Annotated in this window: 17 protein-coding genes; 15 read left to right on the top strand and 2 right to left on the bottom strand. The window is 67.2% G+C overall.

Annotated elements, in window-relative coordinates:
* Positions 1-12: 12 nt before the first annotated feature.
* Complete coding sequence (locus tag SB764_RS06300) at positions 13-378, top strand: response regulator (protein WP_065064350.1); 366 nt, start codon at positions 13-15, stop codon at positions 376-378.
* A gap of 127 nt (positions 379-505) precedes the next feature.
* Here the strand turns inward: SB764_RS06300 and SB764_RS06295 are convergent, their stop codons facing one another.
* Positions 506-2,827 carry an FdhF/YdeP family oxidoreductase gene (locus tag SB764_RS06295; RefSeq protein WP_065064348.1) on the bottom strand — a complete coding sequence of 774 codons (2,322 nt, stop codon included), beginning with the start codon at positions 2,825-2,827 and terminating at the stop codon, positions 506-508.
* Between the two features lie 219 nt (positions 2,828-3,046).
* Between SB764_RS06295 and SB764_RS06290 the strand changes: the two genes are divergently transcribed.
* The 7 genes from SB764_RS06290 (at position 3,047) to SB764_RS06260 (ending at position 11,023) form a co-directional block, all read left to right on the top strand.
* A complete protein-coding gene (locus SB764_RS06290; RefSeq protein WP_183039472.1) occupies positions 3,047-4,573 on the top strand; it encodes a PLP-dependent aminotransferase family protein in 1,527 nt (508 codons plus the stop codon).
* A gap of 11 nt (positions 4,574-4,584) precedes the next feature.
* The gene (locus SB764_RS06285) at positions 4,585-4,941 is read left to right on the top strand and encodes a helix-turn-helix domain-containing protein (RefSeq protein ID WP_082992216.1); all 357 of its coding nucleotides are present in this window, start codon (positions 4,585-4,587) and stop codon (positions 4,939-4,941) included.
* 100 nt (positions 4,942-5,041) lie between these two features.
* Positions 5,042-6,001 carry a LysR family transcriptional regulator gene (locus tag SB764_RS06280; protein ID WP_080180861.1) on the top strand — a complete coding sequence of 320 codons (960 nt, stop codon included), beginning with the start codon at positions 5,042-5,044 and terminating at the stop codon, positions 5,999-6,001.
* Positions 6,002-6,125: 124 nt separating this feature from the next.
* Positions 6,126-6,653 (top strand): MarR family winged helix-turn-helix transcriptional regulator, encoded by a 528-nt coding sequence (locus SB764_RS06275; RefSeq protein WP_321854627.1) that lies wholly within the window; start codon positions 6,126-6,128, stop codon positions 6,651-6,653.
* 73 nt (positions 6,654-6,726) lie between these two features.
* Positions 6,727-7,818 (top strand): HlyD family secretion protein, encoded by a 1,092-nt coding sequence (locus tag SB764_RS06270; RefSeq protein WP_410862971.1) that lies wholly within the window; start codon positions 6,727-6,729, stop codon positions 7,816-7,818.
* Positions 7,819-7,936: 118 nt separating this feature from the next.
* Positions 7,937-9,472 carry a DHA2 family efflux MFS transporter permease subunit gene (locus SB764_RS06265; protein ID WP_074981366.1) on the top strand — a complete coding sequence of 512 codons (1,536 nt, stop codon included), beginning with the start codon at positions 7,937-7,939 and terminating at the stop codon, positions 9,470-9,472.
* Positions 9,473-9,547: 75 nt separating this feature from the next.
* Positions 9,548-11,023: an efflux transporter outer membrane subunit gene (locus tag SB764_RS06260; RefSeq protein ID WP_321900809.1), complete on the top strand. Its 1,476-nt coding sequence runs from the start codon at positions 9,548-9,550 to the stop codon at positions 11,021-11,023.
* A 40-nt stretch (positions 11,024-11,063) separates the two neighbouring features.
* On the opposite strand, the gene SB764_RS06255 is transcribed toward SB764_RS06260, so the two are convergent.
* Positions 11,064-12,032 (bottom strand): AraC family transcriptional regulator, encoded by a 969-nt coding sequence (locus tag SB764_RS06255; protein WP_234775079.1) that lies wholly within the window; start codon positions 12,030-12,032, stop codon positions 11,064-11,066.
* A gap of 159 nt (positions 12,033-12,191) precedes the next feature.
* Here SB764_RS06255 and SB764_RS06250 point away from each other — a divergent pair, with 159 nt between their 5' ends.
* From SB764_RS06250 to SB764_RS06220, 7 genes are all read left to right on the top strand, one after another.
* Positions 12,192-12,728 carry a carboxymuconolactone decarboxylase family protein gene (locus SB764_RS06250; RefSeq protein WP_065064337.1) on the top strand — a complete coding sequence of 179 codons (537 nt, stop codon included), beginning with the start codon at positions 12,192-12,194 and terminating at the stop codon, positions 12,726-12,728.
* A gap of 218 nt (positions 12,729-12,946) precedes the next feature.
* Positions 12,947-14,179 carry a thiolase family protein gene (locus SB764_RS06245; RefSeq protein WP_110325755.1) on the top strand — a complete coding sequence of 411 codons (1,233 nt, stop codon included), beginning with the start codon at positions 12,947-12,949 and terminating at the stop codon, positions 14,177-14,179.
* 128 nt (positions 14,180-14,307) lie between these two features.
* Positions 14,308-14,739, top strand: a complete 432-nt coding sequence (locus SB764_RS06240; protein WP_065064334.1) for a MarR family winged helix-turn-helix transcriptional regulator — start codon at positions 14,308-14,310, stop codon at positions 14,737-14,739.
* Between the two features lie 161 nt (positions 14,740-14,900).
* Entirely contained in the window at positions 14,901-16,259 is a 1,359-nt protein-coding gene (locus SB764_RS06235) for a TAXI family TRAP transporter solute-binding subunit (protein WP_065064332.1), read from the top strand.
* Positions 16,260-16,548: 289 nt separating this feature from the next.
* Entirely contained in the window at positions 16,549-18,015 is a 1,467-nt protein-coding gene (locus tag SB764_RS06230) for a DUF3300 domain-containing protein (protein WP_410862968.1), read from the top strand.
* Between the two features lie 20 nt (positions 18,016-18,035).
* On the top strand, positions 18,036-18,998 hold the full coding sequence (locus SB764_RS06225) for a DUF2950 domain-containing protein (RefSeq protein WP_176079736.1): 963 nt from the start codon (positions 18,036-18,038) through the stop codon (positions 18,996-18,998).
* A gap of 210 nt (positions 18,999-19,208) precedes the next feature.
* Positions 19,209-19,796, top strand: coding sequence for a YSC84-related protein (locus tag SB764_RS06220; RefSeq protein WP_065064326.1), 588 nt, complete (start codon positions 19,209-19,211; stop codon positions 19,794-19,796).
* Positions 19,797-19,847: the final 51 nt, after the last annotated feature.

Here is a 19,847-nt window from a genome sequence, read left to right as displayed (position 1 = left end):
GAAAGAGACAACATGGCTAAGATTCTGGTGGTGGACGATTCGAGTACGGTGCGTGACGAAGTCGCGGGCTTTCTGCGCAAGAACGGCCTCGACGTCGATACGGCGGTGGACGGCAAGGACGGCCTCGCGAAGCTGAAGGCGAATCCGGGCGTGAAGCTCGTCGTGAGCGACGTGAACATGCCGAACATGGACGGCCTCACGATGGTCGAGAAGATCCGCAGCGAACTCGCGAACACGGCGGTCAACGTGGTGATGCTCACGACGGAAAGCAGCCCGGCGATGAAGGAGCGCGGCAAGGCGGCCGGCGTGCGCGGCTGGATCGTCAAGCCGTTCAAGGGCGAGGCGGTGCTGGAGACGTTCAGGAAGATGGCGGGCTGAGCGCTCGTTTAGCGCTTGGTTCGCGCTCGGTTAGCGTCTCGCGAAAATGAAAAAAGGCCTGCGTTTGCAGGCCTTTTCTATCGATGCCGCGTGAAGCGGCGCGGCGTGTCGAACGCGCTTCGAATCGTTACGCGGCGAGCGCCGCCGCGCCCGCCTTCGCGGGCATCAGCAGCACCGGAATCGATTTCGACGTGGGCGTGCCCGCGCCATCGGCGATCGATTCCAGCGGCACGAGCGGATTTGTTTCCGGATAGTACGCGCCGAGGCAGCCGCGCGGAATGTCGTACTCCACGAGCATGAAGTCGGTGACGTGACGCTCGATGCCGTCGTCCCAGACGCTCGTGATATCCACGAACTGACCCGGCTCGAAGCCGAGCATCGTCATGTCTTCGCGGTTCGCGAACAGCACGCGGCGCAGGCCGTACACGCCGCGATAACGGTCGTCGAGACCGTAGATCGTGGTGTTGTACTGATCGTGCGAGCGCGTGGTCATCAGCGTCATGAGCTTCTGGCCGTGTTCGGCGCGCGCGCGATGGATCGGCGTGTCGAGCGCGATCGCGTGCACCACGAACTGCGCCTTGCCGCTCGGCGTCTTCCAGACGCGGTCGCGCGACGCGACGCCGAGGTGGAAGCCGCCCGGATGCTTGAGGCGCTCGTTGTAGTTCTGGAAGCCGTCGAACACCTGCTCGATGCCGTCGCGGATCTTCGCATAGTCGCTCGCCTGATCGAGCCAGTCCACTTTCTCGCTGCCGAGCGTGGCGTGCGCCATGCGCGCGACGATCGCGATTTCCGACAGCAGATTGTTCGACGCCGGACGGTTCATGCCGTACGAGATGTGCACCATGCTCATCGAGTCCTCGACGGAGACGCCTTGCGGCACGCCGTTCTGCAGGTCGATTTCGGTACGGCCGAGCGTCGGCAGGATCAGCGCGTCCTCGCCGTGCACAAGATGGCTGCGGTTGAGCTTGGTCGTCACGTGCACGGTGAGCGCGCACGAACGCATGGCGTCGAAGGTGCGCGGCGTGTCGGGCGTGGCGATCGCGAAGTTGCCGCCCAGACCGATGAAAACCTTCACGTGGCCTTCGAGCATCGCGTGAATGGTTTCGACCACGTCGTAGCCGTGCTCGCGCGGCGGCTCGAAATCGTAGGCCTTGCCCAGACGGTCGAGGAACGCCTGGGTCGGCTTTTCCTCGATGCCGACCGTGCGGTCGCCCTGCACGTTCGAGTGGCCGCGCACCGGGCACAGGCCCGCGCCGCGGCGGCCGATATTGCCGCGCATCATCATCAGATTCGAGAGCAGCTGAATCGTCGCCACCGAATTCTTGTGCTGCGTGATGCCCATGCCCCACGTCGAAATGACGGCCTTGCCCTTCACGTAGATGTCGGCGAGCTTGAGCACTTCGTCGAGCGGCACGCCCGCTTCGGCGACGATCGTGTCCCACGATTCCGCGCGCAGATCGGCGGCGAAGCTGTCGAAGCCGACCGTATGTTCGGCGATGAAGGCGACGTCGAGAATGCGTTCCGTGCCTTGCGACACGGCTTGATCGTCGAGTTCGATCACGCGCTTGGCCATGCCCTTGATCAGCGCGAAGTCGCCGCCGATACGCGGACGGATGAACACCGAGCTGATCTCCACGCCCTTGGGCGAGAGCATGTCGAGCGTATGCTGCGGGCTCGCGAAGCGCTCCAGCCCGCGTTCCTTGAGCGGATTGATCGAGACGATGGTCGCGCCGCGCTTGGCGCATTCGCGCAGTTCGCCCAGCATGCGCGGGTGATTCGTCGCGGGATTCTGGCCGAAGATCAGCAGCGTGTCGGCGTGCTCGAAGTCGTCGAGCGTGACTGTGCCCTTGCCGATGCCGACCGTGCCCGGCAGGCCGCGGCTGGTGGCCTCGTGGCACATGTTCGAGCAGTCGGGGAAGTTGTTGGTGCCGTACATGCGCACGAACAGCTGATACAGGAACGCGGCTTCGTTGCTCGCGCGGCCCGAGGTGTAGAACGCGGCGCGGTCCGGGTTGTCGAGCGCGTTGAGATGCTTCGCGATCAACCTGAACGCGTCGTCCCATTCGATCGGCACGTAACGGTCGCGCTGCGCGTCGTAGACCATCGGATCGGTCAGACGGCCATGCTGCTCCAGCTCGTAGTCCGATTGCGCCATCAGTTCGGTGACGGTGTGCTGCTCGAAGAAGGCCGGCGTCACGCGCTTGCTGGTGGCTTCGGCGGCCACGGCCTTCACGCCGTTCTCGCAGAATTCGAAGGTCGACGCGTGCTCGCGGTCCGGCCACGCGCAGCCCGGGCAGTCGAAGCCGTCCGGCTGGTTCTGCTTGAGCAGCGTGCGGTAGTTGCCGCCCGACACCTTCTCCTTGATCAGGTTGATCGCGACCTGCTTGAGTGCGCCCCAGCCTGCGGCGGGGTGGTGATACGGTTCGATGCGACCTTGCGGCTTCTTCATGCTTCGGCTTCGGATTCGTGAGGGCGGTTCGCCCGATGAGGCGAGACTACTGTGTTCCTGTGCTCCCGGTGATCACAGAAATCCGGAAAGCCGAGGGATACAGTTGCGACGATTTGCCATAGACTGGTGGGGTTTGTGTTGCCCGTCCTTTCCCTTGCCTTTCGTTTGCCCTGGTTTGCCTCTGCCATGCCCGCGCCGCCTTCCTCGCCGTCTTCCTCGATTACCCGCTACGAACAACTCGCCGACGACATCGAGGCCGCCGTGCGGCGCGGCGTGTTCGGGCCGGGCGAGCGCGTGCCGTCGGTGCGGCGCGCGAGCCAGCAGCACGGCGTCAGCATCAAGACGGTGCTGCACGCCTATGCGCTGCTGGAAAGCCGGGGCGTGATCGAGTCGCGGCCGCAGTCGGGCTTTTTCGTGCGCGCGCGGCCGCTGGCGCGCGGGACGGGCGAGGCCGGGCGGGAGAACGGCGGCGAAGCGGGCCATGAAGGCGGCGGCGCGGCGCACGACGGCCGCGCGCGCCGTCCGGGCGGCGCGTCCCGACACGCTGCCGCGGCGGCCGCGACGCCCGCTTTGCCGCCGGCCTCGGCGCCCGCGCCCGTGGACGTGAGCCGCCTCGTGCTCTCCACCCTGCGCACCATCGGCGCGCAGGACGCGGTGCCGCTCGGCTCGCCGTATCCGGACCCGGCGCTGTATCCGTGGCGACGCATCAATCAGTACGCGAACGCCATCGCGCGGCGTCACGCGAGCTGGAACCTGATCGACGACCTGCCGCCCGGCAATCCCGAGCTGATCCGCCAGATCGCGCGCCGCTACGCGGAGAACGGCGCGACCATCGACCCGGACGAGATCGTCATTACCGTGGGCGCGACCGAGGCCATCAACCTGAGCCTGCAGGCCGTGGCGCGTCCGGGCGACACGGTAGCCGTCGAATCGCCCACCTACTACGCGATGCTGCACGCGATCGAGCGTCTGGGCATGCGCGCCATCGAAGTGAGCACGCACCCGGACACCGGCATCGACCTCGACGCGCTCGAACGCGTGCTCGCGCGCCAGAAGGTCGCGGCCTGCATGGTGATGCCGAACTTCCAGAATCCGCTGGGCTTTCGCATGCCGGACGCCAGCAAGGCGCGGCTCGTGGAGATCGCGCAGGCGCACGATCTGCCCGTGATCGAGAACGACGTCTATCAGGAGCTGTATTACGGCGATACGCGGCCATCGTCGCTCAAGCAGTTCGACACGCGCGGGCTGGTGCTGCACTGCGCGTCGTTCTCGAAGAGTCTCTCGGCCTCGTACCGCATCGGCTGGGCGATGCCGGGCCGCTATCGCGCGCAGGTCGAAAAGCTCAAGTTCCTCAACACGCTCACCACGCCGTCGGTGCCGCAGGTGGCGCTCGCGGACTATCTGCGCCATGATGGCTACGACCGTCATCTGCGTCGTCTGCGGCGCTTCTACCGGCAGCAGGCACGGCTCATGAAGGCGATGGTCGAACGTTTCTTTCCGGCGGGCACGCGCACGTCCGATCCGCAGGGCGGCTACGTGCTGTGGGTCGAACTGCCGCCGCGCGTGGATTCGATGCGGCTCTATCAGGCCGCGCTCGCGCAGGGCATCACCATCGGGCCGGGATATATGTTTTCGATGCGCAACGACTTTCACCACTACATTCGCCTGAACTATAGCTATCCGTGGACCGCGCAGACCGAGGCGGCGCTGAAGACGCTCGGCGAGCTGGCCGCGAAGATGGCCTGAGGAGACGCACGATGCACGACGAAGACAAGGACGACGATCTGCATAACGGCAACGGCAGCCACGGCGCGCGCGACGAGGAGGACAGCGCGGACGGCGATGTCGATCCCGCGCTGGTCTCGATCCTCGAACAGCTCTGGCGCGCGCATCGCGAGACGCCCGGACGCGAGTGGTCGCTCGCCAAGCTCTCGAAGCAGGCGGGCGTGCCGATGAGCGGCTTGCGCCGCCACTTGACCGGACTCGTCGACAGCGGCCTCGTGGTGACCACGCTCGCCGAGGACGGCACGGGCCGGGCGAGCCTTTCGGAAGACGGCTGCGCGTTCTGTCTGGAGGTGTTCGGCGACGCGGACGGCGCGGAGGGGACGAACTGAGCTTGGGAGACGAACGCGCCGCGTAAGTCGCGTATGCCGAGTACGTCAAGCGCGTTTGCGCGCGGCGCATTACACTCGCTCGAACTTCATCGTCATCGCCATGGACTATATCGACACCTTGCGGATCTTCCGTTCCGTGGTCGAGGCGCGCAGCTTCACGCGCGCCGCGGACATGCACGGCCTCGCCACGCCGGTCGTCTCGCGCGCGATCGCGCGGCTGGAAAAGCGGCTCGGCAGCCGCCTGTTTCACCGCACCACGCGCGCGGTGTCGCTGACCGAGGCCGCCGAGCGTTTCTACGACGGCTGCTGCCGCGTGCTCGACGACCTCGACGCGCTGGAGGCGGGCGCCACCGAGCAGACGCGCGAAGCCAACGGCGTGCTGCGTCTCGTCGCGCACACCACGGCCACGGTGAACCGGCTCGTGCCGCTCATTTCGAGCTTCAAGCGCGCGCATCCCAAAGTCACGCTCGACGTGATGCTGACCGAGCGCCAGGTCGATCTGGTCGCGGACGGCTACGACCTCGGCCTCGTGCTGCCGTTCATGCTCAACAACGACACCACGGTGACGAAGCTGCTCGAACGCATTCCGCTCGCGCTCGTCACCTCGCCCGCGTATCTCGCGGCCACGTCCACGCCGCGCCATCCCGCCGATCTCGCGCAGCACGTCTTCGTGCCGATGCCGCCGTCGCTGCGCAAGCCCTCGCTCACGTTTCGCGGCCCCGAAGGCGAGGACGACGTGACCGTGCAACTGAAGTACGAGATCGCGTCGAACAATCCCGAGTTCAATCGCGCGATGGTGCTGGAAGGCTTCGGCATCGGCATTCTGCCGGTCGCGCTGGTGCAGGCGGATCTGGCGGCGGGCCGCCTCGTCACGCTGCTCGACGACTTCCCGATCAGCGACATGCAGATCGAGATCCGTCTCGCGTACACGTCGCGCACGCTGCTGCCCGCCAAGGTGCGCGCTTTCATCGATCACGCGACGGAGTTTTTCGGCGGCGTCACGCACGCCCAGCCGCATACTCAGGCGCTCGCCGATGCGCAGGCACAGCAAGTCGGTTGAGAATTCAGCGTGCGCTGCATAGCCGCTTCATAGCGCGTTGCGCAGCGATTGTTGCCGCCGCGGTCATAAATTGATGCCGCGCGCGGCAGTTGTAGCGGCCCGCCAGGCCGTCTAATCTGTGCGTATGCACACTTCCGACCGTTCTTCGCCGGCGCAGTCGTTTTCCGCCCTCGCCCTGGAGCACGACGACTGCTTCGCGGTGCGTCAGGCGGCGCGCCATCTTTCGCAGCTTTACGAGCGGCATCTGAGCGCGGCGGGGCTCACGCCCACGCAGTTCAGCCTACTCGGTGCGCTCGGCGCGACGGACCCGGCCGACCCGGCGCAAGGCCAACCCTCGCTGACGATGGCGCAACTCGCCCGCACGATGGTGATGGAACGCACGACGCTGGTGCGCGCGCTGCGGCCCTTGCTGCGCAGCGGTCTGGTCGCCGATCTGGCGGTGGCAAAACATTCGGCAACGGACGGCGAGCACGCGCCGCAAGGCGCGGATTGCCGTCGCCGCCAGGTTGCGCTCACGGCGGCGGGGCGCGCGCGGCTGGACGAAGCGGGCGTGCATTGGCGCGCCGCGCAGGACGAATTCGAGCGCCGTTTCGGCGCGCAGCGCGCCGCGTGGCTCAGGCGCGAATTGCTGCGCATCACGCGGGCGGTGTGAGTTGATACGCATCGGTTTCATCACGCTGCGGCATTTTTTTATTCTCATTAGTGCATATACACAGGTGAACGTCATGTCGAGTCCTTCCACTCCTGCCACGGGCGCCGCGCCGCGCGAACGGGCGCGTCTGCCCTGGATGCGCCTCGCAGTCGGCGCCGTGGCGCTCGCGCTCGCGGCGGCGCTGGGCTACTGGTTCCTCGTGCTGCGCTTTGTGCAATCCACCGACGACGCCTACGTGGGCGGCAACGTCACGGTGATGGCGCCGCGCGTGAGCGGCTTTGTCGCCGAGATCGACGTGCAGGACAACCAGCGCGTGAAGGCCGGCCAGGTGCTGATCCGGCTCGACGCGCGCGACTACGACGCGAAGCTCGCGCAGGCCGACGCCGAACTCGCGAGCGCGCGCGCCGCCGTGGCGGAACTCGATGCGCGCCGCCCGCTGCAAGCCGCCGTCATCAATCAGAGCCAGGCCGAGGCGCGCGCCTCGAACGCCGAACTCACGCGCAGCGCGCAGGACCAGACGCGTTACCGCGCGCTCGTGAAGGACGACGCGGTGTCGAATCAACTCGTCGAACGCGCCGACGCCGACGCCGCGAAAGCCCAGGCCTCGGTCGCGAAAAGCGGTGCGGCGGTGCTGGCCGCGCAGCGTCAGCTCGACGTGCTGGCCGCGCAGATCGTCGACGCGCAGGCGCGCGTGGCAACCGCCGAAGCGAGCCGCCGTCTCGCGGCGCTCAACGTCGATTACACGACGATCCGCGCGCCGGTGGACGGTTTCATCGGCAATCGCACGGCGCGGGTGGGCATGCTCGCGAACGTGGCCGCGCCGCTGCTGACCGTGGTGCCCGCGTCGGACCTCTGGGTGGACGCGAATTTCAAGGAGGATCAGCTCCGCAAGATGCGCGCGGGCGATGCCGCCGACGTCGAACTCGACGCCGCGAGCGGCACGCTGCATGGCCGCGTCGAAAGTCTTGCGCCGGCCACGGGCGCGACCTTCAGCGTGCTGCCGCCCGAGAACGCGACCGGCAACTTCACGAAGATCGTGCAGCGCGTGCCGGTGCGCATTCGCGTGCAGGTGCCGCCGGGCATGGAGGGCGTGCTGCGTCCGGGCCTCTCGGCGACGGTGAAGGTGCATCTGGACAGCGGCGCGCAGCACGCCGCCGCGCAATGACCGCTACGGACCCGACATGAACGCCCCGACCACCGAACTCGAAGTGCGCCCCACAGCGGCCGCAAGCGAGACTCTGAACGCAGCCGCGCCGCGCCCGCTTCAGCCGCACGAACAGCCGATGGCGCAGCGCGCTTTCGCGTTCGCGCTGATGTGCATCGGCTTCTTCATGGCCACGCTCGATATCCAGATCGTCGCTTCGTCGCTGCGCGATATCGGCGGCGGACTGTCCGCGAGCCAGGACGAACTCTCGTGGGTGCAGACCGCGTATCTGATCGCCGAAATCATGGTGATTCCGATGTCGGGCTGGCTCTCGAAAGTGTTCTCGACGCGCTGGCTGTTCGTCGGCTCGGCGGTGGGGTTCACGATCACGAGCATGCTGTGCGGCCTCGCGTGGGACATCAACTCGATGATCATCTTCCGCGCGCTGCAAGGCGCGCTCGGCGCCGCGATGATTCCCACCGTGTTCACCACGGCATTCGTGCTGTTTCCCGGCAAACAGCGCATCGTGGCCTCGACGACCATCGGCGCGCTGGCCTCGCTCGCGCCCACGCTCGGCCCCGTGATTGGCGGCTGGATCACCGACCAGTGGTCGTGGCACTGGCTGTTCTATCTGAACCTCGTGCCCGGCATCGCCGTGGCCGCGCTGGTGCCGAAGTACGTGCATATCGACGAACCCGATCTCTCGCTGATCAAGCGCGGCGATTATCTCGGCATCGTGCTGATGAGCGCGTTTCTCGGCTGCCTCGAATACGTGCTCGAAGAAGGGCCGCGCAAGAACTGGTTCGGCGACGACGCGATCGTGTTCTGCGCGTGGATCGCGGCCATCGGCGGCTTTCTGTTCATCGTGCATGCGCTCACCGCGAAAGAGCCGATCGTCGATCTGCGCGCGCTCTCGGTGCGCAACTTCGGCATCGGCAGCGTGCTGTCGTTCGTGACCGGCATCGGCATCTTCGTGGCCGTGTTTCTCACGCCGCTGTTTCTCGCGGAAGTGCGCGGATTCAGCTCGTTGCAGATCGGTTTGTCGCTGCTTTCGGTGGGCGCGTTCCAGTTGATCGCGCTCGGCTTCTACGCGTTCGCCACGCGCTATTTCAGCATGCGTGCGCTGCTGCTGTTCGGGCTCGTGTGCTTCGGGCTCGGCTGTTATCTCTACGTGCCGCTCACGCACGATTGGGGCTGGCAGCAATTCCTGCTGCCGCAGGCGCTGCGCGGCATCGGCCAGCAATTCGCGGTGCCGCCCATCGTGACGATGTCGCTCGGCTCGCTGCCGCCTTCGCGGCTGAAATCGGCGAGCGGGTTGTTCAATCTGATGCGCAATCTGGGCGGCGCGATCGGCATTGCAGTGAGCGCGACGATGCTCAACGATCGCCTGAATTTTCACTATCTGCGCCTGAACGAGAGCGTGACGCACGGCGTGCCGCAAGTCGAACTCCTGCTCGCCGGACGCACCGCGTACTGGTCGACGATGGCGGGCAACACGCTCGACGCCGCGCAAACGGGACTCGCGCAACTGCACGCGCTGGTGCTGCGCGAAGCGCTCGTCATGACGTTCTCCGATACGTTCTTCGTGCTGTCGCTGTGCTTCGTGGTGGCGATTGTCTGCGTGGCGTTTTCGCGGCCGATCACGACCGCCGCGCCGCCGCCGGACGCGCATTGAGTCCGCAATCAAGTTCGCACTGAAGCTTGCACCGAAGTTCGCATAGAAGCTTGCATTGAATCTCCGAGGTTCACCATGTCACGTTCGACGCTTTCTCCTCTGAAGCCGATCCGTCTTGCGCGGTCGACGCTTTCGGCACTCGCGCTCGCCGCGCTCGCGGCCTGCGCCGTGCAGCCCGCGCAACACGCCGATTTTCCCGCGACGGTGCACGACACCGCGCCCGCCGCGTGGCGCATCGACGCCCCGCAGGACGCCATCGACGCCCGCGCCTGGTGGGCGCAATTCGACGACCCGACGCTCGACGCGCTGCTCGCCACGGTGCTGGGCGGCAATCTCGACTTGCAGGCCGCCGCCGAGCGCGTGAAGCAGGCGCAATCGATCACGACGCAGAAGCACGCGGCGCTGCTGCCGCAACTCGACTTCACGGCGCAGGGTGCGTATGCGCGGCAGAACACGCCGCCGCCGCTTGGTTATGTGAAGCAGGCGGGCGCGGGCCTCGCGCTGAGCTGGTCGCCCGATGTGTTCGGCGGCGAGCGGCTCGATCTGCTGGCGGCGCAGGCGAATCTCGTCGGTCAGCAACACGCGCTCGACGCCGTGCGTCTCGCGCTGGCGGCGGATACGGCGTCCGCGTATGTCGATCTGCGCTGGGCGCAGGCGGAACTGAAGATTCTTCAGGACAACGTCGGGATACGTCAGCGCACCTTGCAGCTCACGCAAGATCGCCTGAAATACGGGCTGTCCACGCAACTCGACGTCACGCGTGCGCAAACGCAGTTGAGCGAACTGCAGGCGCGGATTCCGCGCGCGCAGGCGAGCATCGATCATCAACTGAATCTGCTTGCGGTGTACACGGGCCGCACGCCGGAATCGGTCGCGCAACTCGCGCTCGCGACGCCCGCGCCGATTCCGGCCGCGCCCGCGAGCGTGCCGCAACTGCTGCCTTCCGAAGCGCTGCTGCGTCGCCCCGACGTGCAGGCCGCTTACGCGACGGTCGAGCAGCGCGCGGCGGAAGTGGGCGTGGCGCGCGCGGAGCGGTATCCGAAGTTCTCGCTCAATCTCGCGGATGGCGTGCTCGCGGCTTCGTATCTCGGGCTGCCGACGCTCACCGACAACCTCTTCAGCGCGGCGCTGAGCGCGACGAGCCCGATCTTCAACGCGGGCCGCATCAGCGCCGATATCGCGCAGAGCGAAAGCCGCATGCGCGAATCGCAGCTGAATTTGCAGCAGACGATGTTGCAGGCGTTGCGCGAAGTGGAGGACAGCCGCACCGACCTCGTGAGCACGGCCGCGCAGACGCAGCAGTTGCACGACGCCGTGACGGCTTCGGCGCAATCGCTCAAGCTCGCGAATCAGCTTTACAAAGGCGGCGCGACGGATTTTCTCGATGTGCTGAGCGCGCAGCAAACCTGGCTCGCCGATGCCGATCTGCTCAACGACGCGCAGCGCGAGCGCGCGCTCGCGGCGGTCGCGTTGTACCGCTCGCTCGGCGGCGGCTGGAGCGAAAGCGGCGAGGTGGTCGCGTCGTCGCCGGGCGCGGCGCGCGGCGGCTGAGTCGCTGGATGAGTCGTTGGCTAAGTCGGCGTGCGCCCGTTCAGGCTTCGGCGCGTGCGGCGGCGCGCCATTGCGCGGGCGTCATGCCCACGTGGCGCTTGAAACCGCGCTGGAACGCGGCATCGGATTGATAGCCGACGAATTCGCCGATCTCCGCCACCGGCTGATTGCCCTGCGCGAGCAGACGGCCCGCGAGCGTCATGCGGATGTCGGTGAGCACGTCGGCGGCCGAGCGTCCGATCGCTTCATCGAAATGACGCGCGAAGGTCGCGCGCGACATGTGGCAGAGCGCGGCGAGATCGGGCAGCGTCCACGGGCGGCCCGGCGTCTCGAACATGGCGTCGATCGCCGGTTGCAGACGCGGTTGCCGGGCCAGCGCGAGCAGGCCGCGCGGCGGCGCGTCGGTGCCGCTCGCGTAGCGCAGCGTGAGCGCGAACAGCGCGCCCGAGAGATGGTTGACGAGCGAATCGCTGCCCGGCCCCGCTTCGAGCGCCTCGTCGCGCAGCAGCGCGATCAGGCGCACGAGCCGCTCGGGCGCATGGCCGCCCGCGGGCGCGCTGTGCACGACGAGGCGGCCCGGCAGGTTCTCGCGCAGCAGCCGTTGCGGCACGGCGGGCAGCAGGAAGCGGCCGCAGAGCACGTCGGTGCGGTGCGCGTCGGTCTGGTTGGTCGCCACTTCGAGGCCGTTTTCCACACGTTTTTCGACCGCCGAGGGCGCTTCGCCGCTGCCGTCGTGCAGCACGTGCGCGCCGCCCGCCGGGAACAGCACGATGTCGCCCGCATGCAGCGCGGTGGGCGTGCCGTGCGCGTCCTCGACGATGGCCGAGCCCGCGATCAGCACGTGATAGCGGATCTCGCGCGGGCCCGCGCCGGGCTCGTCGATACGCCACGGCGCGCCGAAGTGGCAGCGCACGTCGAGTCGGCCCGCGACGGGCATGAGCGAAAGGAGGCGGCTGAGGATGTCCATGATCGGCGGCGTAAGTGGAGGGGCGGTGAGACGATCGAGCATGAATTCGCGCCATTCTGGCATTAAAAGCGTCGGCGTGCGCGTCTAGACTGGCGTCATGCCATCGACGATGGCGGTGCAGCAGAAACGCGATGCCGGCGCACTTCCGCGCGGCGCGCTTGATCCACGAATGCAGCGAATTCAACGAACCAGGAGTCGATCATGTCCCGTCTTTCCTCCATCAAGCCCGAAGAAGCCACCGGCGTCGCCGCCGACGTTTTCGCGAAGATCCGCAAGGCCGTCGGCAAGGTGCCGAACGCCTACGCGACCATCGGCACGCACAGCCCGGAAGCGCTTGCCTCGATACTCGGCGTGGAAGCCGTGCTCGCGGGCGGCGCGTTGTCGAAGCCCGATATCGAAGCCGTGAAACTCGCCGTGAGCGAAGTGGCGGGCTGCGATTACTGTCTCGCCGCGCACACGCTGGCGGGCAAGTTCGCGGGCCTCGCACCGGAAACGATGAAGCAGATCCGCGCGGGCGACGCCAGCGGCGACGCGAAGCGCGACGCGCTCGTCCACTTCGTGCGCCTGCTCGTGCAAACGCGCGGCACGGTCGCGGAAGCCGAGGTGCAGGCGATTCGCGCCGCGGGCTATACCGAGCGCCAGATCGTGGAGATTGCGCTGGCGATTGCGTCGATCACGTTCACGAACCTCGTGAACCGCATCAACGATACGACGCTCGATTTTCCGGCCGTCGCGTAAGCGGGTTCACGCGCCTTTCGCCGCGAGGCGAGGGCGTCGAACCCGGCGACAGGCCACGTGCGCCGCATGCGCCGCCGACATAAAACGTGCCACGAATCAGGAGTATCGATTCGAGGAAACGCCTTGGATGTGTGCATATGCATACATAGAATGAAACGGTGCATGCAGCGATTGTGAGTGTCCATGCTGTTCCATCGAATGACTCTGGAGAGAACACGATGAGCCTGTCGAATTCCACCCCGAATTCCCCCCTCAATACCGGCGCGAACGCCGCGCGCGAGATCGTGCTGTGCCATCCCGTGCGCACGGCGATCGGCGCGTACAACGGCGCGCTCAAGGGCGTGCCCGCCACCGAACTGGGCGCGATCGCGGTGCGCGAAACGCTCGCGCGCGCGAAGCTCGATCCCGCGCTGCTGGGCTCGGTCGTGCTCGGCAACGTGATCCAGGCGGGCAACAAGATGAATCCCGCGCGCCAGGCGGAACTGGGCGGCGGCGTGCCCGTGCAGGTGCCCGCGCTCACCGTGAACCGCGTGTGCGGCTCGGGCGCGCAGGCGGTGGCGAGCGCCGCGCAGGAAGTGCTGCTCGGTCTCGCCGATGTCGCGCTCGCGGGCGGCATGGAGAACATGGACCGCGCGCCCTATCTGCTCGACGGCGGACGTTGGGGCTATCGCATGGGCAACGCGCAGATCCACGACAGCATGCTGCGCGACGGTCTTGTCGATGCGTTTTCGGGCGAGCATTCGGGCTGGCACACCGAAGACCTCGTGACGCAGGCGCAACTCACGCGCGACGAGCAGGACCGCTGGGCCGCGCGTTCGCAGCAGCGTTTCGCGGCGGCGCAGGCGGCGGGGCGTTTCAGGGAAGAGATCGTCGCCGTGGAGCTGAAGGGCAAGAAAGGCGTGGAGCGCTTCGACACCGACGAAGCGCCGCGCCCCGACACCACCTTCGAGGTGCTTGCGAAGCTCAAGCCCGCGTTCCGCCCCGACGGCACGATCACGGCGGGCAACGCGCCGGGACTGAACAGCGCGGCGTCGGCGATGCTGGTGGCCGAGCGCGGTTTCGCCGAGGCGCACGGTCTCGCGCCGATGGTGCGGCTCGTGGCGTGGGGCGTGGCGGCGGTCGAGCCGGGTCTGTTCGGCCTCGGCCCGGTGCCCGCCGTGCAGCTCGCGCTGCGGCGTGCGGGCTGGTCGCTCGGCGACGTCGAGCGCTTCGAGATCAACGAGGCCTTCGCGGCGGTGCCGCTCGCGGTCATCAAGCAACTGGGCATTCCCGACGACATCGTCAACGTGGAAGGCGGGGCGATTGCGCACGGTCATCCGATCGGCGCGACGGGTGCGATTCTGACCACGCGTCTGGCCTGGTCGATGCAGCGCGACGGCGTGCGCCGGGGCGTCGTGACGCTGTGCATCGGCGGCGGCCAGGGTATCGCGCTCGCGCTCGAGAAAGTATGATGGCCGGGCGCGCGCATCGGCGTGATCGACGTGATCGACGTGATCGACGAAACGGCGCGCGCGCTCCAGATCCACGAAATTCACGAGATTCACGTGATGGCGAACGAAGCACGAGAAGGTGACCGGCAATGACGAAGCGAGTGACGCGCGAGGAATGCAACTGTTTTGCACTGCGGCAGGCGGCGCGCTTCGTCACGCAGCTCTATGAGCGCCATCTCGCGCAGGCGGGCGTGACGGCCGCGCAGTTCACTATTCTCTCGCGCCTCGCGGGCCGCCCCGACGCCACCGCCGCCGAACTTTCCGACGACCTCGTGATGGACCGCACCACGCTCGTGCGCGCGCTCAAGCCGCTGCAGCGCGACGGCCTCGTGCTCACGGCCGCCGCCGAGCACGATACGCGCACGCTCGTCTACCGGCTCTCCGCGAGCGGCTTGCGCCGCTACGACAAGGCGCACGCGCTCTGGCAGGACGCCCAGGCGGAATTCGAAAAGCATATGAAGCGCGACCGCGCGAAGGCGCTGCGCGCCGAACTGTTCGCGCTCACCAAAGCGGCGGCGTGATGCGTTGTGCGTAGGCGCGCGCTTACGTAGCTTTCAGCGCGCGGGCAGCCTCGCAACCACTCGCCAGCACGGGCATCCCCGAGTATCCCCCTGCGTCCCGATCCGGCGCGAAAATGGCATGATGGGGCTTCCAGAGATCGACGCATCGCCGCCGGGTTCTCATGAGACGCCACCGTCCACCTTTGCCGCATTTCATGCGTGACCCGTCGCATCCGGCGTGGCGCGACATCGCGCTCTCCACGCTGCCGGTCGCGCTGTTCTGCATCGTCGTGATCGGCCTGGTCGTGTGGCTCGTCGATCCGGCGCCGCCGCGCGCCATCACCCTCAGCGCCGGTCCGCGCGACAGCTCGTTCATGCAGATGGCCGAGGCGTATCGCACGGTCCTCGCGCGCAACGGCGTGAAGCTGAAGATCCTCGAATCGGACGGCTCGGTGCAGAATCTCCAGCGTCTGCTCGATCCCAAATCGAAAGTCGATCTCGCGTTCGTGCAGGGCGGCGTGGCCGACGGCCAGGACACGCGCTCGCTGATGTCGCTCGGCAGCGTGGCATATCTGCCGATCGTGGTGTTCTATCGCGGCTCCGGACTCACGCAGCTTTCCGATCTCGACGGCAAGCGCATCGCCATCGGCCGCGTGGGGAGCGGCACGCGCGAACTGTCGCTCAAGCTGCTCGATGCGAACGGCATGGACCCGGGCGGCGACGCCACCTTCCTGCCGCTCGACGGCATGGAGGCGGCCACGGCGCTGGTCTCGAACCGCGTCGACGCCGCCATGCTGAGCGGCGATTCCACCACGCGCACGCTGATGCTGCGCCTGCTGAACATTCCCGGCATTTCGGTGATGAGCTTCGAGGAATCGTCGGCATATACGCGGCTTTTTCCGTATCTGGAGGCCATCGACCTGCCGACCGGCGTGCTCGATCTGCGCCGCCGCGTGCCGCCGCAGACCGTGCATCTGATCGGGCCGACCGTGGAGATCGTCGCGCGCGACACGCTGCATCCGGCCATCTCCGATCTGCTGATCGAGGCCGCGAGCGAAGTGAACGGCGTGCCGGGGCTGCTGCAGCGCTCCGGCGAATTTCCGAGCCCGGTGGCGCACGATTTCCGCATCAGCGAAGACGCCACGCGTTACTACAAGTCGGGCAAGAGTTTTCTCTATCGCAACCTGCCGTTCTGGCTCGCGAGCGTGACCGATCGGCTGCTCGTGCTGCTGTTGCCGCTCGCGGTGCTGGTGTTTCCGGCGCTGCGTGCGATTCCGGCGCTGTACCGCTGGCGCGTGCGTTCGCGCATCTATCGCTATTACGGCGCGCTGATCGCCATCGAGCGCGACGCGCTCAAGCACACCAACGAAGAGGAACGCCATGCGCTGATCGACGAACTCGACGAGATCGAACGTTCGCTCAATACGCTGCGCATGCCGCTTGCGTATGCGGATGCGTTCTACGTGCTGCGCGAGCACATCGGCTTCGTGCGCATGCATCTCGCGCCGACCGAGCGCCGCACGGCCAACGCGGAGCACTGATCCGGCGAGGCGCGCTTCGATGTCCTGCGCATTGTTGCGTTCCGCGCATTTGCGCGCTTCATTGATGCGTCTCCTGAAACGCTGCGCTTTCGCGGCTGCGCGGTTGACACCGCGGCTGCGCGGCTCGTATTTTGGCGGGTACGTTTTGCGCGCAGGGATATGCACAAGTGCGCTATATAACAGTACGTCGCGTGCTTCATGTTCTTGACGCACTTCGCACGCGTCGCACTTTGCAGAGCGCATCAGAACACACACCATCGCGCCCATCAGCAATCAGGAGGACCGTTACGTGAACTCGTCCGGTGTACGCCAGCGTGCTGCCTGGCTCCTGTGCGCCGCGCTCGCGGCCGCACCGCTCTTCATTGGCCCGTCCGGGCCGCGTTCCGCGCTCGCGCAAAATGCCGCGCACCTGTCGAACCAGCAACTCGATTCGCTCACGGCGCCCATCGCGCTTTATCCGGACGCGCTGCTCGCGCAGGTGCTGATGGCCGCCACGTTTGCGCAGGACGTGCAGGCGGCGGCCGCGTGGTCGAAGGCCAACCCGAAACTGCAGGGCGACGACGCCGTGAAAGCCGTGGCCTCGCAGCCGTGGGACCCGAGCGTGCAGTCGCTGGTCGCGTTTCCGCAGGTGCTGGCGACGATGGAGTCGAAGCCCGACTGGGTCGCGCAGATCGGCAATGCGTTTCTCGCGCAGCCCAATGATGTGATGGATTCGGTGCAGCGTCTGCGCACGCAGGCGCAGAAGGCGGGCAACCTCAAATCGAACGAGCAGCAGAAGGTGGTCGTGCAGCAGGCGCCGAGCAGCAGCACGCAGACGATCATCATCGAGCCGGCGAATCCTCAGGTGGTCTACGTGCCGACCTATAACCCCACGGTGGTGTACGGCGCGTGGCCGTATCCGGCGTATCCGCCCGTCTACATGCCGCCGCCTCCGGGTTACGCGCTCGCCACCGGTTTCGTGAGCGGGCTCGCGTTCGGCGCGGGCGTGGCGGTGGCGAATTCGTTGTGGGGCGGCTTCGGCTGGGGCACCCACGACGTGAATATCAACGTCAATCGCTACAACAACATTAACGTCAATAACCGCATCAACGCCAACACCAGCACGGCGAACTGGAATCGCAACACCAACGTCGAGCGCCGCAACCAGAATTTCAACAACGCGAATATGAATGGCCAGCGCAATAATTTCCGCGGCTACGACCAGTCGCGTTCGCAGGCCATGCAGACCTTGCAGAACCGCACCGGGCAGAACATGGGCGGCAATGCGAGCGAGCGTTTGCACGACATTCAGCAGGGCGGCAACCGGCCTGGCGCGAACGGCGCGAACCGGCCGGGCGGGAACGGGCCGAACGGCGGGGCCAACGCGCTGAACAATCGCGACAATCGCGACAATCGCGACAATCGCAGCAATCGCGGCGAGGGTGCGCAAGGCGGACGCATCGGTGGCCAGGGCGGCACGCAGAACAACGCCGCCAATCGGGCGCAGAACGCGAATCGTCAGAACGAGATCGGCAATCGCGCGCAAAACGCGAATCGCGACAACGCGTTGCGCGGCGCGGGCGACGGCGGTGCGGCGCGGGCCGACTCGCAGCGCGGCCAGCAGAGCCGCCAGGCGCTGCAGAACCGCGGCGGCGGGGGCTTCGGAGGCGCTCAGGCGGGCGGCAGCGCGCGTCCCTCGTTCGGCGGCGGCGGCGGTGGTGGCGGCCGGGTCGGCGCAGGCGGTGGCGGCCAACGCCACTTTGGCCGCAACCGTTGAACCCCGACAGGAGACTCGCGATGATCCGCAATCAAGCACGCCGTTTGCCGCAAGGCGCGCCGCGCCGCGCGCAGCCCCGCTCCTGCGGGTGGAGACGCGCCGGGGTGTCGGCTGCCGCCGCGCTCGCGTTCGCGCTGGGCGCCGCACCCGCTGCATTCGCGCAGGCCGTCTATCCCACACCCGACGCTGCGGCCGAGGCGTTCACGAACGCGCTCGCCACCAACGACCACGACGCGATGAAGCACGTGCTCGGCAGCGACTTCCAGCAGTTCATTCCCACGCAGAACATTGGCCGCGAGGACATCGACGACTTCCTCGGCGCCTGGTCCAAGGGCCACGAGATCGTGCCCGACTCGCCGCCGGTTGCGGGCAAGGCCAGCGCGCATCTGGCCGTGGGCGACAGCGGCTGGACCTTGCCGATCCCGATCGTGCAGGGCGCGGGCGGCTGGCGCTTCGATCCGCGCGAAGGCGCGAGTGAAGTGCTCACGCGCCGCATCGGCCGCAACGAGCGCTCGGCGATGCTCACGGCGCTCGCCTACGTCGACGCCCAGAACGACTACAAAGGTCTCACGCAGCACTACGCGCAGCGCTTCGTAAGCACGCCCGGCACGCACGACGGCCTTTACTGGCCGGCCGGTCCCGGCGATACCGAAAGCCCGCTCGGCCCGCTCGCCGAAACCATGCCGCACAACGCGAAGATCACGCCGCAGGAGGGCTATCACGGCTATCACTTCCGCATCCTCACGGCGCAGGGCGCGCATGCGAGCGGCGGCGCGCGCAATTACGTGGAGAACGGCGAACTGACGGGCGGCTTTGCGCTGGTGGCGTGGCCCGCGCAGTACGGCAAGACCGGGGTAATGAGCTTTATCGTCGATCAGGACGGCAAGCTGTATCAGAAGAATCTTGGGCCGAATGGGGCGCGCGTGGCGGCGTCGCTGAAGGCTTTCGATCCCGATCCGTCGTGGCAGCCCGCGACGCCTTGAGCGGCTGAGCGGGCGGGCGGCGAGGGCGCGCGTGTCGGCCTTCAACGCCCGGTCACGGTAAATCGGGCAGAATCGTTGCCGAGCGGGGTGCGGCGCGCGAGCGTCGCCCTGCTTGCGCCTGCGGACAGGACAGGCGTGGCGCCCGTCAGACGTCGGGCACGCGGATTGCTGTACCACTGCGCAAATTCTTATTCGTGTGGAGATAACGACATGCAACGACGCAACTTCATGCTTTCGGCGGCCGCGGCGCTCGCCACCGGCGGTTTCGCGCTCGCGGGCTGTACGACTACGGGTACGAACAACTCGAACGCGGCGACTGATATGTCGAAGCGCCAGTCGATCGACGCGAGCGTCGACAACGCCATGACCAAGCTGTACTCGACGGTACCGGGCTCGCGCGAACTGATCGCCAAGTCGCGCGGCGTGCTGGTGTTCCCGTCGGTGCTGCAGGCCGGCTTCATCGTCGGCGCGCAGTACGGCGAAGGCGCGCTGCGCGTGGGCGGCTCGACCTCGGGCTACTACAGCACGGTGTCGGGCTCGTTCGGCCTGCAGGCGGGTGCGCAGTCGAAGGCCATCATCTTTGCGTTCATGACGCAGGAGTCGCTCGAGAAATTCCGCGCAACCGACGGCTGGGCCGCAGGCGCCGACGCCTCGGTCGCGCTCGTGACGATCGGCGCGAACGGTGCGGTCGACACCAACACGGCGACCCATCCGGTCGAAGTGTTCGTGATGACCAACGCCGGTTTGATGGCCGACGTCTCGCTCGCGGGCACCAAGGTCTCGCGTCTGAAGATCTAAGCTGACCCAGGCGATCCATGACCGCGCCGGCCGCCGGGCCGGTGTCACTCG

This window comes from Paraburkholderia sp. SIMBA_027 (assembly GCF_046535315.1).
Classification (GTDB): domain Bacteria; phylum Pseudomonadota; class Gammaproteobacteria; order Burkholderiales; family Burkholderiaceae; genus Paraburkholderia; species Paraburkholderia tropica.
Note: the sequence above shows the minus strand (reverse complement) of the source record. Positions and strands in the feature narration are given on the sequence as shown.